The organism is Prevotella heparinolytica (assembly GCF_002998535.1).
GTDB classification, from domain to species: Bacteria; Bacteroidota; Bacteroidia; order Bacteroidales; family Bacteroidaceae; genus Bacteroides; species Bacteroides heparinolyticus.
Genome location: NZ_CP027234.1, coordinates 2,947,076 through 2,964,363 on the forward strand (window position 1 = coordinate 2,947,076; position 17,288 = coordinate 2,964,363).

Consider the following 17,288-nt stretch of genomic DNA (forward strand, 5'->3'; position numbering starts at 1 on the left):
ACACACCCTCTTTTCCGGTTCTGACTCATTCTCTTTTTTTAGAGGAGGTCAGTATGAGCCAGTCCGGAAAAAGATACATTTTGTGGTGTTATCGGTAACAAACAGAAACTATCCATTACCTTTTTAATCTGTACATTCGTATAGAATTTAGTAACTCAAAATAGACTACGAGAAAGAGACATTTGTTAGTTGCAGCGCAGCAGTTGTTCAAGTGACGGTTTCTTTGTTTTTGCGGCCATACTTCTTGTTTGAGCTTGTTACTTTTTGATATGCATCAAGAAATATGTTGTAAAACATGTTTTTTTCTGCGTTTTCTATTTGTAGATATCCAAAAAGATTCTACTTTTGTGTTGTAAAACATGTTTCTCTACAAATTATATAGGATAACAAGAAAGGTTTAGTAGGAATAACAGATAGTTAAAGAAAGTTTTCAGGTATTAGTTTAATTTTTTAAGGTTATGAAAAAAGTAATGAGTACACTTAAGCGCATTCTTGCCGAAGTGGGCCGGAATGAAATGTTGATGATGGGCTATACCATCAATAAATAAGAGGAGAAACCTCTTGTTCCGGGATATGGAAAGAATCCAAAAACAGGTATTAATTGAGAAATGGTTTTGAGATTCATCAATATGGAATCAGAACTGTTTCCGAAACTCTTAGAATTATGGCAAAAAAGGTTGTTAACTCAGTAAAGCATGTCCTTGCCGTGGCCGGTAAGAACTGGATGGAGGCTATGCGCTATTATAGTCTTCAGATGTAAGCATATCATCATGTGTGTTTATTATAAGATGGGGGTGCACTTCACAAAAGTGCATCCCTTTTTTATTCAGGAGATTGGTTTATAAACAGTCTTGCCATGAATGTTCTTTCAGTAATGAAGCCTATGGGTTTCTTTGGCAACAGGCTCACCTTGCCCCTGATAAGAGAAGAGGCAGTATGGACTGCTGTCCGATGCAGGGCGTGCTGCAATCATGCGGAGGTGGGTCTATAGAGTGAAGTTGTTCTACATAGATAGAAAAGCTGTTTGATGAACGTGATAAAGATGTGCGATACACGGAACGTTTTCTGTTCGCAAGGCGCGAACAGAAAAACGCAGTGTGCGGACAAACGAACGCACGGTGCGAACAAATATCCGCAATGCGGGAACAAAGAATTTCGAGCAGGCATCGTTGTCTTGATTTATATTGGTTTGCATTAAGATGATTTTGGTGTAAGAAGTGTTGGTTAGTGCGGATTCCAACAAAATTTAGGTGCATTGTATGAAACCTATTCGGGAATGGAGTGTATAGGAGATATTAACCTCATCCTTTTTTTTGAAGTTGAAACAAAATACTCTCTGAGCCGGAATAAGATTTTTTATCTGTAAAAGTGCAATTGTTTGGTTTTTATTTGTTTCCTTTGTTAATTACAAAGACTAACATAGAAAATGAATATGGGAAAGAGACTGAAAGAATGTAGCATCTTATTATTGCTGCTTACGTTGGGACTGTCTGCATTGCATGCTCAGACTTATGACGAACTGTGGAAGCAAGTAAAAAAAGCACAAGAGAAGAGTTTGCCGCAAACAGTGGTGAAGCTGACCGATGAAATTTATCGGAAAGGTAGAGAGGAACAAAATGCTCCCCAGATGCTGAAGGCGTATGTATGTCGTGAAAAGTATCAAGAAGAACTAACTCCGGACAGCCTGTATGCCAACCTGAAATATATGGAACAGTGGGTGCGGACGGAGAAGAACTTGGTGAACAAGTCCATCCTGCATTCGTTGCTTGCATATGAGTACGCCGGCCTGATGAGGAACAACCGATATGCTTTGCGAAACAGGACGTTGCTGGAAGAGGAGAAAGCGCCCGATGATGTGCGCGAGTGGAGCACGAGGCAGTTTCTGAATAAAATAGATGAACATGCCATCGCCTCTTTGCAGGACTCTATCCGTTTGCTGGAAGCTTCGGCAGATGCATACATACCTTTTATTATACAAGAAGACGGCAGTCGTTTCTATCGGCACGACCTCTACCATTTGCTTTCGAACCGGGCCATATCAGTCTATGGGGATTGGAGCGGTTTCGATGTGGACAGCCTGATGCAGGCGCGCATCCATGCCGTGTATGCGAATATGATAAACGTCTACCGTCATCGGACAGGCATGGAAGATGCCGTGGTGCTTTGCTCGCTGGATTATTGGAGCTGGAAAGTGGAGGGTAACTCGTATAGTGGAGTTACGCGGATGCCGGAAGAACAAGAGCCTGAAACAGCTGTCAGGGCATTGGATGATTTGATTAGGGAGTTCGGCAATCGCGAAGTCTGTGCAGAGGCATATATCAAGAAGGCGGCATATCTGCGTACCGGAACGAATGGCCGCAGCGTGGCCGAAGCCTTGAAAGCATGCGATGAAGGACTGAAGCGTTATCCGTCCTACAAGCGCATCGACGAGTTGAAGAATATTCGGGAAGGTATATTGCAGCCCGCATTGGGCGTAACTCTTCCGGAAAGCGTTTATCCCGGTGAAACAGTGAAGATGAATGTCAACTACCGCAACCTGAAAGGATTTACCTTGAATGTATATGCTACTGCTTTTCCGGAAGTGCCTCGAATGGAGCGCAACATGAAAATAAACACCTATATCAAGCAGGCGCGCAAACTCTCTTCCACTCATTTCGATTTACAGCCGTTGCCCAAGAAGAATAAACTGCCCGAAGATGTGCCTTATCTGGCTTCGGACACGCTTTTCTCCGTTACGATGCCGCAAGAAACAGGGGTGTATATTGTCCGCTTGGTGCCCGATGCCGATAATATAGAGGCGGAAGAGAGGTTCATGGTGACTACCCGTTTCAAAGTACTGACACTTTCGTTGGGAGACGGGCGTATGGAATTTGCCACACTGGATGCTTCTACCGGACACCCGATTGCCGGAACGAAAGTAAGCTTCTATGATTCGCGCTACGGGGAAGATCGCAAACTGCTGAAGGAGCTGGTGACCGGTGCCGACGGAAAAGGTATACTCCCTTGGCAGGAGGGGATAGAAAGCTATGTGGCACGCAAGGGCAACGACAGGGCGATGAGGCCGCAGAGCATCTATCTGTATCAGCCGAGCAGCAACCGATACAATGAGAAGTGGGAGCGAATGACTTTACTCACCGACCGTTCTATTTATCGTCCCGGACAAATCGTATACGTAAAAGGGGTGGCTTATGAACAAAATGATGACAGTGTTTGTGCCCGTGTGTTGGAGGGTAGAGAGTATGAACTGGTGCTGTTGGATGTGAATCAGAAAGAACTCGCTTCCCGAAAGTTGCGTACAAATGATTTCGGCTCTTTCACGACGGAGTTCGTACTTCCCACTGCTTGTCTGAATGGTGTGTTCAGTGTGCAGGTTCGCTCTCTTCTTTCTTCAGTTTCTTTCAGGGTGGAAGAATACAAACGTCCCACGTTCGAGATTACCGTTAATCCGGTGACCGAAGCCTATCGGTATGGAAAAACGGTACGGTTGACGGGTAACGTGAAGTCGTTTAACGGCATGACTGTGCAGAATGTGCCGTTGGCATATAGGGTGACCCGCAGTTTATGGGGGCCGGGACGTTCGGAGGAAAAGTTATCGGCAGACACCATCATGCTGAGTGCCGACGGTGATTTTTCCATACCTCTGGTTTTGGAAGCTCCTTCCGGTCGTCGTGACCTGTATGGTAATTATTCCAATTACCATGTAGAAGTAACCGTGACGGACGAAGCCGGTGAAACGCAGACTGCCGGATATCATCTGGAGGTAGCTCCTGAAGCTTATCAGTTTCATGTCAGTCTGCCTGAATATATATGTAAGGAAGACAGCCTGCATTTCACGTTCAGTGTGAATAACCGCAACAATGTGCCTTTGGATGTGAAAGGTACTTATCGTCTTTATCCCCTCAATCCGGTAAATGGAAAGATCACGGCCGAACGTCCTGTGATGGAAGGTGAGTTTATGGCCAATCGGCTTCAGGACTTTTCGCGATGGGGTAACCTTCCTTCGGGTCATTATAGTCTGGAACTTTCTGTCTGCGACAGTTTGGATGGTAAAGAGTATTGCGAGAAATCTTTTAAATACCGTGTTGCGCTATTCTCAAAAAAAGATACACGTCCGATTGAGGCAGCCCCGCTTTTCTATCATAAGGAGAATCTGGAGTTCGATGCGCAACATCCGGCTGCCTTTCTTTTGGGAACCTCCTGTCGGGATGCCTATGTACTGATGGATGCCTTCTGCGAAGGCAAGCGTATTGAGAGCAAGGTCTTGCAACTGAACGATACCATTGTACGTATGGAATATCCCTATGAAGCACGCTATGGCGAGGGTATCACTTTGCTGTTCAATCTTGTGAAGAACGGCGAGATGTATAACCGGCTGGTTTATTTGAGTAAGCGGCAAGTCGAACGGAAACTCGACATGAAGTGGGAAGTGTTCCGTGATCGCTTGCGTCCCGGTCAGGAGGAGGAGTGGAAGTTGGTTATAAAGACTCCTCAAGGTATGCCTGCCGCAGCCGAGATGTTGGCTATGATGTATGACGCCTCATTGGACAAAATTTATAAGCGCAACCAGTTATTAGGGGTGTATTATTCAAGTAAAATCCATGCAGCTCACCGCAAAACAAGCTATCATGAAACCCTCTGTTTTTCTATTTATTTTCCGATGAAGAGCCGTCCGGTTCCAGTATGGATGTTCGACCGCTTCTTTACTCCCGATGTGGCGCGGGAAGAGATGATGGCTATAGGGTATGGCCGTCCTCGAAGAGGTATATCGGCCTCAGGAATGCGGACAAAAGCGATGAATGGCGGAGTCGTACTTCAAGAAAAAGTTGTGTCGGAATCTGTTGAGTTGGCTTATGTCGAAGCGGAAGTGCAAGACATGGAAGAGGTTGCCTCCGCTGATGGGAAGGCTGACGAGAATGACGGGCAATCTCTGCAACCGGTTTCCGGACTGCGTACTAACTTTGCCGAAACAGCTTTCTTCTATCCCCAACTGCGCACCAACGAGCAAGGCGAAGTGGCATTTGCGTTCACCATGCCGCAGAGTCTTACGCGCTGGAACTTCCGTGGTTACTCTCATACCAAAGACATGATGACCGGGATGATGGAGGCTACGGCGGTCACCTCCAAAGAATTCATGCTGACGCCGAACATGCCCCGTTTTGTCCGCGTGGGTGACAAAACAAAGATTGCCGCTTCCATTGCCAATCTCACAGGAAAGAACGTGCAGGGGACGGCTACGCTGACTATTTTTGATCCGATGACGGAGAAGGTCATCTCTGCTCAACATCGTAAGTTTTCTGTCGAGGCAGGAAGAACCGTTGCAGTAGATTATCTTTTCGATGTGACCGAACGTTATGATTTACTCGGGGTGCGCCTTGTTGCCGATGGAGGTGCATTCAGTGACGGCGAGCAACATCTGTTGCCGGTGTTGAGTAATAAGGTATATCTTACGGAGACAATCGCCATGCCTGTTCGTGGTGAAGAGACCCGTACATTCTCGTTGGACAGCCTTTTTAACCGCAACAATCTTACTGCCGTCAATCGTCGTCTGACGATAGAGTTTACAGGCAATCCGGCATGGTATGCCGTGCAGGCTTTGCCGGCATTGAGTTTGCCTGACCATGACAATGCTATTTCTTGGGCCACGGCCTATTATGCCAACAGTTTGGCCGGATTTATAGCCAACAGCCAACCTCGCATCAAGACGGTGTTTGAGAAATGGAGGTTGTCGGACGAAACGAAAGAGACTTTCCTGAGCCGGTTGGAGAAGAATCAGGATGTGAAAAACATCTTGCTCAGCGAATCTCCGTGGTTGATGGAAGCTACTGCCGAAAGTGAACGGCAGGCACGCATCGCTACTCTGTTCGATATAAATCAGCTGAACAATCGCAACTCTTCGGCATTTGTCAAGCTGAAAGAGTTGCAAAGACGAGACGGTGGCTGGAGTTGGTGTAAGGGAATGAGAACCAGCAGATTTGTGACTACCTATATCACCGAATTGCTTGTTCGTCTTTCTTTACTGACGAAGAATAGTCTGCCCTCCGAAGTTAGTGCCATGAGGAAGCAGGCGTTCACCTATCTGCATAAGCAGGCCTTGGAGGAGTATCGTGATATTCGCAGGGCAGAGAAGAACGGAACGAAATATATTGTCAATTCGGAAGCTGCAATGAATTATCTATATCTGATAGCTCTCAGCGGTGAGAAAGTTCCTACGGAGAATCAGGTGGCATATCGTTATTTCCTTTCCAAAGTGGGAGCTGATCTTACGGGCGGAACGATGGCGCGCAAGGCGCAGTCCGCCATTATCTTGATTGCAGCAGGACGTACGACCGAAGCGGCCGGATTCATCGCGTCTCTGAAAGAGCATCTGGTGCAGACCGATGAGAAAGGAGCGCATTTCGCATTCTACGAGCAAGCTTACGGTTGGGGTATGTTGCCGGTCTCTGCCCATGTGGACGTGATGGAAGCGTTGAATAGGGCAGGAGGTAACGGCGCTTTGGTGGAAGAGATGAAGTTGTGGTTGTTGAAGCAGAAGCAGACCACTGCATGGAATTCGCCGGTAGCTACCGCCGATGCTGTCTATGCTTTGCTCTGTCGGGGCAGCAACTTGTTGGAGAACCGTGGCGATGTGCGTATCACTTTGGGTGATGAAGTGCTCGAAACATGGTCGCCCGCAAAGACCACAGTTCCTGATTTAGGCTACGTCAAACAGACTTATACGCAGGGAAATCCGGTTTTAAAAGCGAAGACTGTCACCGTGGAAAAACGGGATGAAGGAATCGCTTGGGGAGCTGCTTATGCCCAATATCTTTCGCCCATATCCGATGTGAAACAGCATGGTGGCGAGTTGAATGTAGAGAAGAAACTATATGTAGAGCGTGTCGCTGCTGATGGTATCAAATCTTTGCAACCGGTTACAAAGACCACTCATCTTTCAGTAGGTGATAAAATTGTATCTCGTTTGGTTATCCGCTTGGACCGTGTCATGGATTTCGTTCATCTAAAAGATAGTCGCGGTGCTTGTTTCGAGCCGATAGGTGCACTCTCCGGCTATCGTTGGGGAAATGGCTTCGGCTACTATGTAGAGGTGGAAGATGCCGCAACCAATTTCTTCTTCGACCGCTTGACCAAGGGAGTATATGTGTTGGAGCATAGCTACCGTATAGCTCGCGGCGGAGTGTACGAAACCGGATTGGCCACCATGCAATGTCTTTATGCGCCGGAATATGCTTCACATTCAACGGGGGGAATAATAAATATAGAGTGAGAATGAAAGTTTGTCATTCTCATCGAAAACTCTTATTTTTGTTGCTCTAATTTAGAAACGATATAAATGAAACGTATCTTAACTGCCTTATATCTTATTTCTGTCGTGGCATTGGCTGCTGTGGCTCAACCCCGTTTCACATCTAATACCGAGATGTATAGTTTCGGTCAGATAGAATGGAAACATCCTGCGACCGTACAATATATCATAACCAATACGGGTGATGCTCCGTTGGTGCTTACGGAGGTAGAACCTGATTGTGCCTGTACTGTGGCGCAGTGGACGCAGACGCCCATTGCCCCGGGAGAAAAAGGAACAGTCAACGTGACTTTCGATGCCAAGGCTTTGGGACATTTTCAGAAGTCGGTAACAATCTATAGCAATGCACACCCCAATGTGGCTTATCTGCATTTTAGTGGTGAAGTGGTGAGGGAAGTAAAGGATTTCACCCGGTCACATCCATACCTTATCGGCCAGATACGTATTGACAAGAACAGTCTTGAATTTCCCGACATTCAATACGGAGAGCATCCGGTAATCCATATAGGGGTGGTCAATCTTTCCGACCGACCCTATGAACCGGTGCTGATGCACCTGCCTACTTATTTGCAAATGGAGGCAGAACCCGGTGTGCTGCAAAAGGGAGAGAAAGGCGTCATTACCCTTACATTGAATTCGGAGAGACTGGCTGACTTCGGATTGACTCAGACCTCTGTTTATCTTTCCCGCTTCTCCGGTGACAAAGTGGGGGATGAGAATGAGATACCCGTTTCGGCCATTCTTGTACCGGACTTCTCGGGAATGACGGAAACTGAGAAGGCAAATGCTCCGGTCATGCGTCTTTCTACGAAGAACATAGACTTGAGTGCGGCGTTAGCTAAAAAATCGAAAGCATGGCATGCCATAACGATTACAAATGGCGGGCGTTCTCCTTTGCAAATCAGCAAACTTCAGGTGTTTCATCCTGCAGTAGGGGCCAACTTGAAGAAAAGCGTATTGCAACCGGGCGAGACTACCCGTCTGCGGGTAACGGTAGAGAAAAAAAATATCGGTAAAAAGCGGCGTCACTTACGCTTGCTGATGATAACAAACGACCCGCTACAGCCCAAAGTGGAAATCAATATCGAGAGATAGCCGGTAATCATTCACATTAATACATTGTAGTTATGGAGCATCCTGAAAATAATGAAGTATATAAAGGCTTGATTGTCAATGCTGGCATTGAGCAGCCATCGTCTGTCAATCCTTATTTGAAGAATCGTCCGAAACGGAAAAGACGGGAACTGTCCGTGGCCGATTTTGTGGAAGGTATTGTGAAAGGTGATGTTACGGTACTCAGTCAGGCGGTGACACTGGTAGAAAGTGTGAAGCCGGACCATCAGGTCGTGGCGCAGGAAGTGATAGAGAAGTGTTTGCCTTATTCGGGCAATTCCGTCCGTATAGGCATCAGTGGTGTGCCGGGAGCAGGCAAAAGTACCTCTATTGATGTATTTGGTGTGCATGTGTTGGAAAAGTATGGCGGAAAGTTGGCCGTTTTAGCCATCGACCCCAGTAGCGAACGGAGCAAAGGAAGCATTCTTGGCGACAAGACCCGCATGGAGCAACTCTCTGTTCATCCCAAATCTTTTGTTCGTCCCAGTCCGTCAGCGGGTTCATTGGGCGGCGTGGCACGCAAGACGCGTGAGACAATCGTGCTTTGCGAAGCGGCTGGTTTCGATAAAATCTTTGTAGAAACGGTGGGCGTGGGACAAAGTGAAACGGCCGTGCACTCCATGGTCGATTTCTTCCTGCTGATACAGTTGGCCGGTACGGGCGACGAGTTGCAGGGCATCAAGCGCGGCATCATGGAGATGGCCGACGGTATTGTCATTAATAAAGCCGATGGCGATAATCTGGAACGGGCCAAACTGGCCGCGACACAATTCCGCAATGCATTGCATCTGTTCCCTGCCCCGGAGAGTGGCTGGAAGCCTCAAGTACTGACTTATTCCGGTTTCTATAATCTCGGTATAAAGGAAGTGTGGGACATGGTCTATAAGTATATCGACTTTGTGAAAGAAAACGGCTATTTTGAGTATCGCCGTAATGAGCAGAGTAAGTATTGGATGTACGAGACCATCAACGAACAGTTGCGCGACAGCTTCTACCACAATCCGCAGATTCAAAAGATGTTGGAAGAGAAAGAAGGACAAGTGCTGCAAGGAAACCTTACTTCTTTTGTGGCGGCCAAGAATCTGCTGGATACCTATTTTGACGGCTTGAAGAGCTGAAAGACGCTGAAAAGTTGGTGCGTGTCTGTGTGGTAGTCACCGACAAGTCGCACATGATTATAAGAAACGCGGATGATGCGAACCTAATAAAGTCGCATCATCCGCGTTTCATATATAATATGCAGGTATATTATTCGTTGAATATCGCCTTGGCCTGTTTTATCACTGCGAAGGCAGGCGTTGTGCGTAGTGTCTTCTCATCGAAAAGCTTCAATGCTTTTTCTATCCTTCTCAGTCCGGCACGATTGTTCGTGCGGGTATATTCCTCTTTCAGAATCCTGATTTTTTCAAAAGCCTGAATGCCTGCTATCAGGTGCTCAAAGCGAAGCGAGCTTCGTGCCCCCGGATAGATAAAGTAGGTATCACCTGCTGCCCAAGTATAAAAACGACTGTCTAACAGTGCTTCTATGACCCAACTGTTATAAGCCCAGCGCAGATACCCGTCCAGTCCCTCTTTGGCTGCATACCAACCGAGCCATTCACTCTCTGCCGGCGGGCTGAATGTGAATGTGTTGGGATAAGGCTCTTCGCAACAGGTGTAGAAGGTAGTAACTTTGCCTTCGGCTTTTCGCCGGGCTTTCATCGCTTCCGGATATTTCATACGCAGTGCCACACAATAGTCGTTCAACTCTTCCGATAGTTCTTCGTGCAATGCACCGGCCAGAGAGACTTTAAAGTCAGGGTCTGCCTTGCGGATGACTTTCAACGTCTCTTTCATTACTTCCATTGGGCGTTCGTCCATGGAGATGTGGGTGATTGAAAACCATCCTTTTTCCTTTAGGTGGGCGGAAAATGATTTTAGCATTGCCAGCCACATCTCTTCGTATGCAGGCTCACCCGGCTTGGTTTGTATTTCCCGTAAACTGTTGGTGGCTTGGTCGAAGTATTGAAAAGACAGCCGCCAGGGCACCATGGAGTAGCAGTTTATTTCTTTCGTAATGCCCAATCCCATCATGAACTCCACCCAACGGTCGAATACGGTATAGTCGAAACTCCATGAACCATCGGCTTTCTTTATCCATGTCACCATCGTTTCAAAGTAATCGTAGGTCTGCCCGTTCCATGGCTTGTGCATGATTGATGTGGTAATAACTTTCCCACCGGCATCCCTGTAAAGTTCCATGTAGGGACGCATGCATTCCAAGTGTTCACGGCTCCAGAGCGGTACTTGGTGGTAACGGGCAATGGCGAATGGGTTTTGCCAAAGATCCAGATGGAACTTCCAGTCGGAGGGTTGTGGCAACACCCGCTCCTTTACGTTGACTCTCAAGTTCAGTGTGTCTATTTTTCCAGTGGCGTCTTTCACGGTTACGATTCCCTGATAAGTGCCGGGAACGGCATCTTGGGGAATCCGGATAGACAGCCAACCGCTTTGGGTGGTACATTTGTTGATGTCCAGTTCTTTAGATAAGTGGTCTATCGGATCGGCTACCAATGTAGAATCGAAAGCCGCGGCATCCGGACGGGCACCACAGCCACCGTTGCCGTCTTTGTTCAGCTCGTCCGTCATGACGTAACGGACAAATCCGGATAAGATGCACTCATGCTTTATAAGGTCTTTCTTGTTGCTATGAGCTAAATCTTCCATGGAAATAGAAAGTCTTGCTAACGGACGGTCTGTCCAGACAACCCATTGGGCGGAGATGCGTTCGCCTCTCCACGCCGTAAGCTCCAGCCCTTTCTGAGGTCTGGTGATGGGGGCCGGCACTTCTTTCTTATAACGGATATGTGTCTCTCCCCAGCTAAGGTTTATCCCTTTTACTTTGCGCCATGCGGCCCGATCGGTCGGGGTGGGGTTAGGCAGTTCTTTGTAAGAAGATAAGGGGAAAGGCGGTTGTTCGGTAGGCTGTCCGGAATGAGTGACTCCTGAGCTGTTCTGGGCCAATCCACTGACGGAGAATACGACCCCGCATAGCAATGCGAATACTTTTTTTTCCATACTAAGCATAATTAAGGTATTGTTTTACATAAATAATAAACTTGATATGAATAGAGCCGACTACTTTTTAACTCCTGAAAGTAGGGTGAAAATATAAGCATTTTCTTTTATGTCGAACCCATCTTTTTTTACATTTCAGAGAAAAAAAGATTCGCTCTCTACTCTTTTTTGATTCACTCTCTGACTGAATGGGATTCAGTCGGCGACTGAAACCATTTCAGTCCCTGAGTGAAACCATTTCAGTCCCTGACTGATTGTACCCCACTCAGAATACCTTCTGGAGGGGGTGTGAGTGACTTGTATCATAAAAAAGATCATGGTAATAATTTTTTAAAGTAAGCTTGATATAAGGTCAGAGCATGAGAATGCCGACAATTCCGTAAATTTAAAACAACGAGAGCAACCAGAAGCAAGCTGCTGCGCCTACCATGCGAAAAGTAGTGACGGATAACGGAGAAAATTCCGTCAGGGCCGATTTGCCTATGGGGGCCATTAATCCCCATAGAATGTTTGCGCTAAGGGCAAACAGGTGTCCTTGAATATTCTTTTTCATATTCTCTCCTATTTACGGATACAAAAGAACGACTATTTTTTGAAAGCAGGAAATCTTTAGTGCCATGTTCTTCCTGAAAACAGAAAAAACTCAAAACAATTTCTTTATTCGGTCTACACATTATTCAAGTATTTTCAGTAAGTTTGCTTTTGATTAAAATGAAAAACCATGGAAGTACAAGCCAATTACATCAAACGTATCGAGATACACGGGTTGTGGCATCGGTATGATATTGCGTGGGAACTGCGTCCCGATGTCAATATCCTGTCGGGCATCAACGGGGTGGGGAAGACAACCATCTTGAACCGTGCGGTCAATTATCTGGAGCAGACGTCGGGTGCTGTGAAGAGTGACGAGAAGAACGGAGTACGCATATCCTTCGATAATCCGAAGGCGACATTTATTCCCTACGATGTAATTCGCAGTTACGACCGGCCGCTCGTCATGGGCGATTTTACTGCCCGCATGGCTGATGCCAATGTCCGGTCGGAACTGGACTGGCAACTCTATCTGCTTCAGCGTCGCTATTTGGACTATCAGGTGAATATAGGCAATAAAATGATAGAACTGCTTGGCGGTGACGAGAAGCAGCGCAGCATGGCCCCCTCCCTTTCTCTTCCCAAGCGGAAATTCCAGGATATGATAGACAGCCTCTTCAGCTATACCCGCAAGAAGATAGATCGCAAAAGCAACGACATCGTGTTCTATCAGGATGATGAACGCCTTCTGCCCTACAAGCTTTCTTCCGGTGAGAAGCAGATGCTCGTCATCTTGCTGACTGTCTTGGTGAGCGACGGTAACCATTGCGTGCTTTTCATGGATGAGCCGGAAGCCTCCCTGCACATAGAATGGCAACAGAAGCTCATCGGCATGATACGCGACTTGAACCCCAATATCCAAGTTATTCTCTCCACCCATTCTCCTGCGGTCATTATGGAAGGCTGGCTGGATGCGGTGACAGAGGTTGAGGAAATCTCGACAGTGATTAGCGGTCGTTAGTGTTTAGCGATAAGCCGCTGTTCCCATCCTGATTGCTAACCACTAATCTCTAACCACTAACCCCTGATTTACGTGGCCACTTCTTTAAGACATAATCTGACTTCCGCTTATTTAGATGCCGCTCATAAACTTGCGCCCAAGAGAGCACGCAGGCGTATTGTAGCGTATGTGGAAAGCTATGATGACATTGCTTTCTGGCGAACACTGCTGTCTGAGTTTGAAAACGACGAATGTTATTTCCAAGTGATGCTTCCCTCTGCCACTTCGCTGACCAAAGGCAAGAAGATGGTGCTGATGAATGCTTTGAACACGGCAGAGTTGGGACGCAGCCTGATAGCTTGTGTAGACAGCGATTACGACTTCTTGTTGCAGGGAGCTACACAGGTGTCACATAAAATAAATAAAAATCCCTACATCTTCCAGACCTACGGCTATGCCATTGAGAATTACCACTGCTTTGCGGAAAGCTTGCATGAAGTCTGTGTGCAAGCTACGTTGAACGACCGGCATGTGCTCGATTTCCCTGCTTTCTTGAGGCGTTATTCGCAGATTGCTTATCCGCTGTTCCTATGGAATGTATGGTTTTATCGCAGGCACGACCTGCATACTTTTCCGATGTACGACTTCAATGCCTGTGTGCGCCTGCACGAGATAAACCTGCGCCATCCCTACCGTAGTTTGGACGAGATGCAACAGAGAGTATCAGATAAGCTTACCGAACTACAATCCCGGTTTTCGCAAGACATCGAGTCTGTGGAACAACTGGGCGCAGAACTGGAACGCTTGGGATTGACGCCCGACAATACCTATCTTTACATACAAGGACACCATGTCATGGATTCGGTGGTGATGAAAATCCTCGTTCCGGTATGCACGTTGCTGCGTCGTGAGCGTGAACAGGAAATCAAGCGGTTGGCCGAACACAACGAGCAGTTTCGCAACGAGCTGACGGGCTATGAAAACAGTCAGATCAATGTGTCCGTGATGCTGAAGAAAAACAGTGCCTACAAGAATCTTTACCTATATCAGTGGCTGAAGGAAGATATAAGGGAGTTTCTGGAACGCTCTTCCGATGCCGGTAGACGGAGATAAAGGTGTTTTGAAATATTGGTTGGCGAAACAGGCTTTGTTCTCTTTCGATAGAGGTTGGGATATTGTACTGTTTATTACTACTGACGTTATCCGGATTGTAATATCAAGCGTCGTATAGTCAAAAAAACTTGCAGAAATGGGTGGTGAAATCAAACAATTCTGTAATTTTGTCTTTGGTGAATATTGCGGAATCTGTTTGTTTGCTTTGTGGCGCTTCGCTATAAATAGGCAATGGGGAACTAATCGGCCAATATTTTCCGGATTATGATTTATTAAGCTCGCGTTGCATATCTTGAACATGGAAATACTGAAGGATATAGATCAGCTCTTGGTCTCTTGGGGCATGTCTCCCTCCCTGGCCGATACACTCGACCAGTTTGTGGCATTTGCAGTGGTACTGATTATTGCTTTCACGGCAGATGCTTTGTGCCGTGGCATCCTGCTCAGGATAGTGCCCCGTTTGGTCAAGCGGACCAAGGCCTCTTGGGATGATATTGTCTTCGACCGCAAAGTGATGGTACACCTGAGCCGTATGGCGGCTCCTGTCATTATCTTCTACTTCGTGCCGGTGGCCTTTGCCGAGACAAACTCTTTTACGCTGGACTTAATCCTGCGTTTCTGCCGCATTTACATCATTATTTCTCTGCTTAGTTTCATCAACTCCCTGCTGAAGGCCGTCTATAACGTTTACAGCGAGCGCGAGCAGTTTCGTGACCGTCCGTTGAAAGGGATGCTCCAAACGGTGCAGGTCATCCTTTGGTTTGTGGGAATCATCATCGTGGTGAGCATACTCATCGGCAAGTCGCCCCTTTCGTTGTTGGCCGGTTTGGGTGCTTCGGCAGCCATATTGATGTTGGTGTTCAAAGACAGCATCATGGGCTTTGTGTCGGGCGTGCAGCTTTCGGCCAACGATATGCTGAAGGTGGGCGACAGGATTGCGATGCCCAAGTACGGCGCCGACGGTACGGTGATAGAGGTGACGCTGAACACCGTGAAGGTGCGCAACTGGGACAATACCATTACCACCATTCCTCCCTACTTGCTTGTAAGCGACTCTTTCCAGAACTGGCGCGGCATGCGCGAAAGCGGAGGAAGGCGTGTGAAGCGCTCCATCAACATAGACATGACCAGCGTCAAGTTCTGCACTCCGGAGATGCTGGATAAGTATCGCAAGATTCGTTTGCTGAAAGACTATGTGGATCAGACGGAGCAGGTGGTAAGGCAATATAATGAGGAGCACGGCATCGATAATTCCATTCTTGTCAACGGACGCCGCCAGACCAACTTAGGGGTGTTCCGTGCTTATCTCACCGCATATTTGCAGAGCCTTCCCGATATCAATCAGGAGCTGACCTGCATGGTTCGCCAATTGCAACCTACCGACCACGGCATACCGATGGAACTCTATTTCTTTTGTGCCATTAAAGACTGGGTGCCCTACGAAGCTGTGCAGTCCGATGTCTTCGACCACGTGCTGGCCATCATTCCTGAATTTGATTTGCAGGTGTTCCAGTCACCCTTTGGAAGAGATTTCCGGCAGGCGTTCTCGGCCGACATGAGCTGAGATATCGGGAAAAGCAATCGGCTTGATAATACACGGCATCAGGCAGGCGTTTCGAGAGGCCTGTTTGTCTTGCATGCTGCAAGTCTGTTGCTTTATCGTATTAAAGTCCGTTCCCGTTCATCAGTTGCGTTTCCAGAAGTCGGGAGTGAAAAGCAACAATACGGTGAATAGTTCCAGACGCCCCAGCAACATCAGCAGCGAGCAGACCCACTTGGCTGCATCGGGCAGTGCGTTCCACGAAAAGGCGGGGCCGAAAGCTCCCAGTCCGGGACCTGTATTGCCGATGCTTGATATCACTACGCCTATTGATTCGGTCAGCGGTATCTCCAGCCCCATCAATATCAGTATGCAGGCAAAACAAATCAAAAGGATAAGGAAAGTGAAAGCAAGTACCGTGGATTGCAACGTAGGGGCAATCACCTGCTTGTTTATCCTTATCGGCAATACGGCGTTGGGATGCAGCAACCGCTTGAACTCGTTCTTCATCACACGAACCAGAATGACGATGCGGATGCACTTCATACCTCCCGAGGTGCTGCCTGCGCAAGCACCTATCAGCATCAGTATGGGCATCATTCCCCATGCCATTGTCGGCCACGTCATATAGTCGTTGGTAGCAAAACCGGTGGAAGTCTGGATGGAAATCACTTGGAAGAGCGATGTGCGGAAAGCGGTCTCAGCATCAAGGGTGGTTTTCAGGTAGAGAATAGCGAAGATGGACAACGTGAATCCTACGATGCACCAGAAGTAGAACTTCAGCTCGGCATCGTGAAACGTCTTCTTGAAGTGTCCGGTGACGAACAGCAATATCAATGTGAAGTTGATGCCGGAAATAAACATGAATAGCGACAATACATATTCTATGTAGGGCGAACAGTAGTAGGCTATACTTGCCGTCCGTGTAGAAAAGCCTCCCGTACCGGTGGCGGCAAAAGCATGACAAACGCTGTCGAACCAACTCATGCCCCCGATGGCAAGAAGGAGTGTAGCTATCAAAGTCAACCCCGTATAAATACTCCATATCCAGCGTGCGGTGATGCCGATGCGAGGGTGTACCTTGTCGTGCGTGGGGCCGCTGGCTTCGGCGGCAAAGACCTGTACGCCGTTGATGCCGAAGATGGGCAATACGGCAATGGTGAACAAGATTATGCCTAATCCGCCTATCCATTGCGTCATGCTGCGCCAGAAGAGCAGCCCGTGGGGCAAATCTTCCACCTTTTCCAGAATGGTGGAGCCGGTGCTGCTCACGCCCGACATGGTTTCAAAGAATGCGTTCGTGATACTGGGAATATATCCGCTGAGGTAAAAAGGCAACATGCCGAAGGCGGAGAAAATAATCCAGGCCAATGACACGATGAGGTATCCTTCGCGGCGTGTCAGTTGCCGTTCGGCGTTTCTTCCGAAAAGTGCCAGTATCATGCCCGTACCGGTGGTGATACATGCCGTGTAGAGGAATGCTGGCAAATCGTTTTCACCGTAAAACAGTGATACACCTGTGCACAGCAGTATCATGGCTGTTTCTATCAAAAGCAAATCCCCCAGCACTTTACATATCATCTTCTTGTGTATCATAACGTTTTATGGGCAGCATGTCATCGTAGCGACGT

The 17,288-nt window shown here is 47.5% G+C and carries 8 protein-coding genes and 1 pseudogene; 6 read left to right on the forward strand and 3 right to left on the reverse strand.

All coding sequences use genetic code 11. The annotated features are described in order from the left end of the window. Nucleotides 1–1,432: 1,432 nt before the first annotated feature. From C3V43_RS11750 to meaB, 3 genes are all read left to right on the forward strand, one after another. Entirely contained in the window at nucleotides 1,433–7,264 is a 5,832-nt protein-coding gene (locus C3V43_RS11750; RefSeq protein WP_394336141.1) for an alpha-2-macroglobulin family protein, read from the forward strand. A gap of 66 nt (nucleotides 7,265–7,330) precedes the next feature. Next, nucleotides 7,331–8,398, forward strand: coding sequence for a DUF1573 domain-containing protein (locus tag C3V43_RS11755; RefSeq protein ID WP_106069967.1), 1,068 nt, complete (start codon nucleotides 7,331–7,333; stop codon nucleotides 8,396–8,398). A gap of 32 nt (nucleotides 8,399–8,430) precedes the next feature. Then, nucleotides 8,431–9,534 (forward strand): methylmalonyl Co-A mutase-associated GTPase MeaB, encoded by a 1,104-nt coding sequence (gene meaB / locus C3V43_RS11760; protein ID WP_106069968.1) that lies wholly within the window; start codon nucleotides 8,431–8,433, stop codon nucleotides 9,532–9,534. A gap of 130 nt (nucleotides 9,535–9,664) precedes the next feature. Here the strand turns inward: meaB and C3V43_RS11765 are convergent, their stop codons facing one another. Both C3V43_RS11765 and C3V43_RS11770 read right to left on the reverse strand, forming a co-directional pair. Continuing rightward, nucleotides 9,665–11,482, reverse strand: coding sequence for a DUF4091 domain-containing protein (locus C3V43_RS11765; RefSeq protein WP_106069969.1), 1,818 nt, complete (start codon nucleotides 11,480–11,482; stop codon nucleotides 9,665–9,667). Between the two features lie 379 nt (nucleotides 11,483–11,861). Then, nucleotides 11,862–12,026, reverse strand: a pseudogene (locus C3V43_RS11770) (EamA family transporter); the annotation flags it as partial. Nucleotides 12,027–12,194: 168 nt separating this feature from the next. On the opposite strand from C3V43_RS11770, the gene C3V43_RS11775 reads away from it, so the two are divergent. The 3 genes from C3V43_RS11775 to C3V43_RS11785 all read left to right on the forward strand — a co-directional run bounded on the left by C3V43_RS11775 (nucleotide 12,195) and on the right by C3V43_RS11785 (nucleotide 15,681). Next, complete coding sequence (locus C3V43_RS11775) at nucleotides 12,195–13,025, forward strand: AAA family ATPase (RefSeq protein WP_106069970.1); 831 nt, start codon at nucleotides 12,195–12,197, stop codon at nucleotides 13,023–13,025. A gap of 72 nt (nucleotides 13,026–13,097) precedes the next feature. Next, a complete protein-coding gene (locus C3V43_RS11780; RefSeq protein WP_106069971.1) occupies nucleotides 13,098–14,117 on the forward strand; it encodes a DUF4435 domain-containing protein in 1,020 nt (339 codons plus the stop codon). 298 nt (nucleotides 14,118–14,415) lie between these two features. Further along, the gene (locus tag C3V43_RS11785) at nucleotides 14,416–15,681 is read left to right on the forward strand and encodes a mechanosensitive ion channel family protein (RefSeq protein ID WP_106070586.1); all 1,266 of its coding nucleotides are present in this window, start codon (nucleotides 14,416–14,418) and stop codon (nucleotides 15,679–15,681) included. 120 nt (nucleotides 15,682–15,801) lie between these two features. Here C3V43_RS11785 and C3V43_RS11790 read toward each other — a convergent pair whose 3' ends face one another. After that, nucleotides 15,802–17,253: a TrkH family potassium uptake protein gene (locus C3V43_RS11790; protein ID WP_106069972.1), complete on the reverse strand. Its 1,452-nt coding sequence runs from the start codon at nucleotides 17,251–17,253 to the stop codon at nucleotides 15,802–15,804. Nucleotides 17,254–17,288 lie beyond the last annotated feature (35 nt).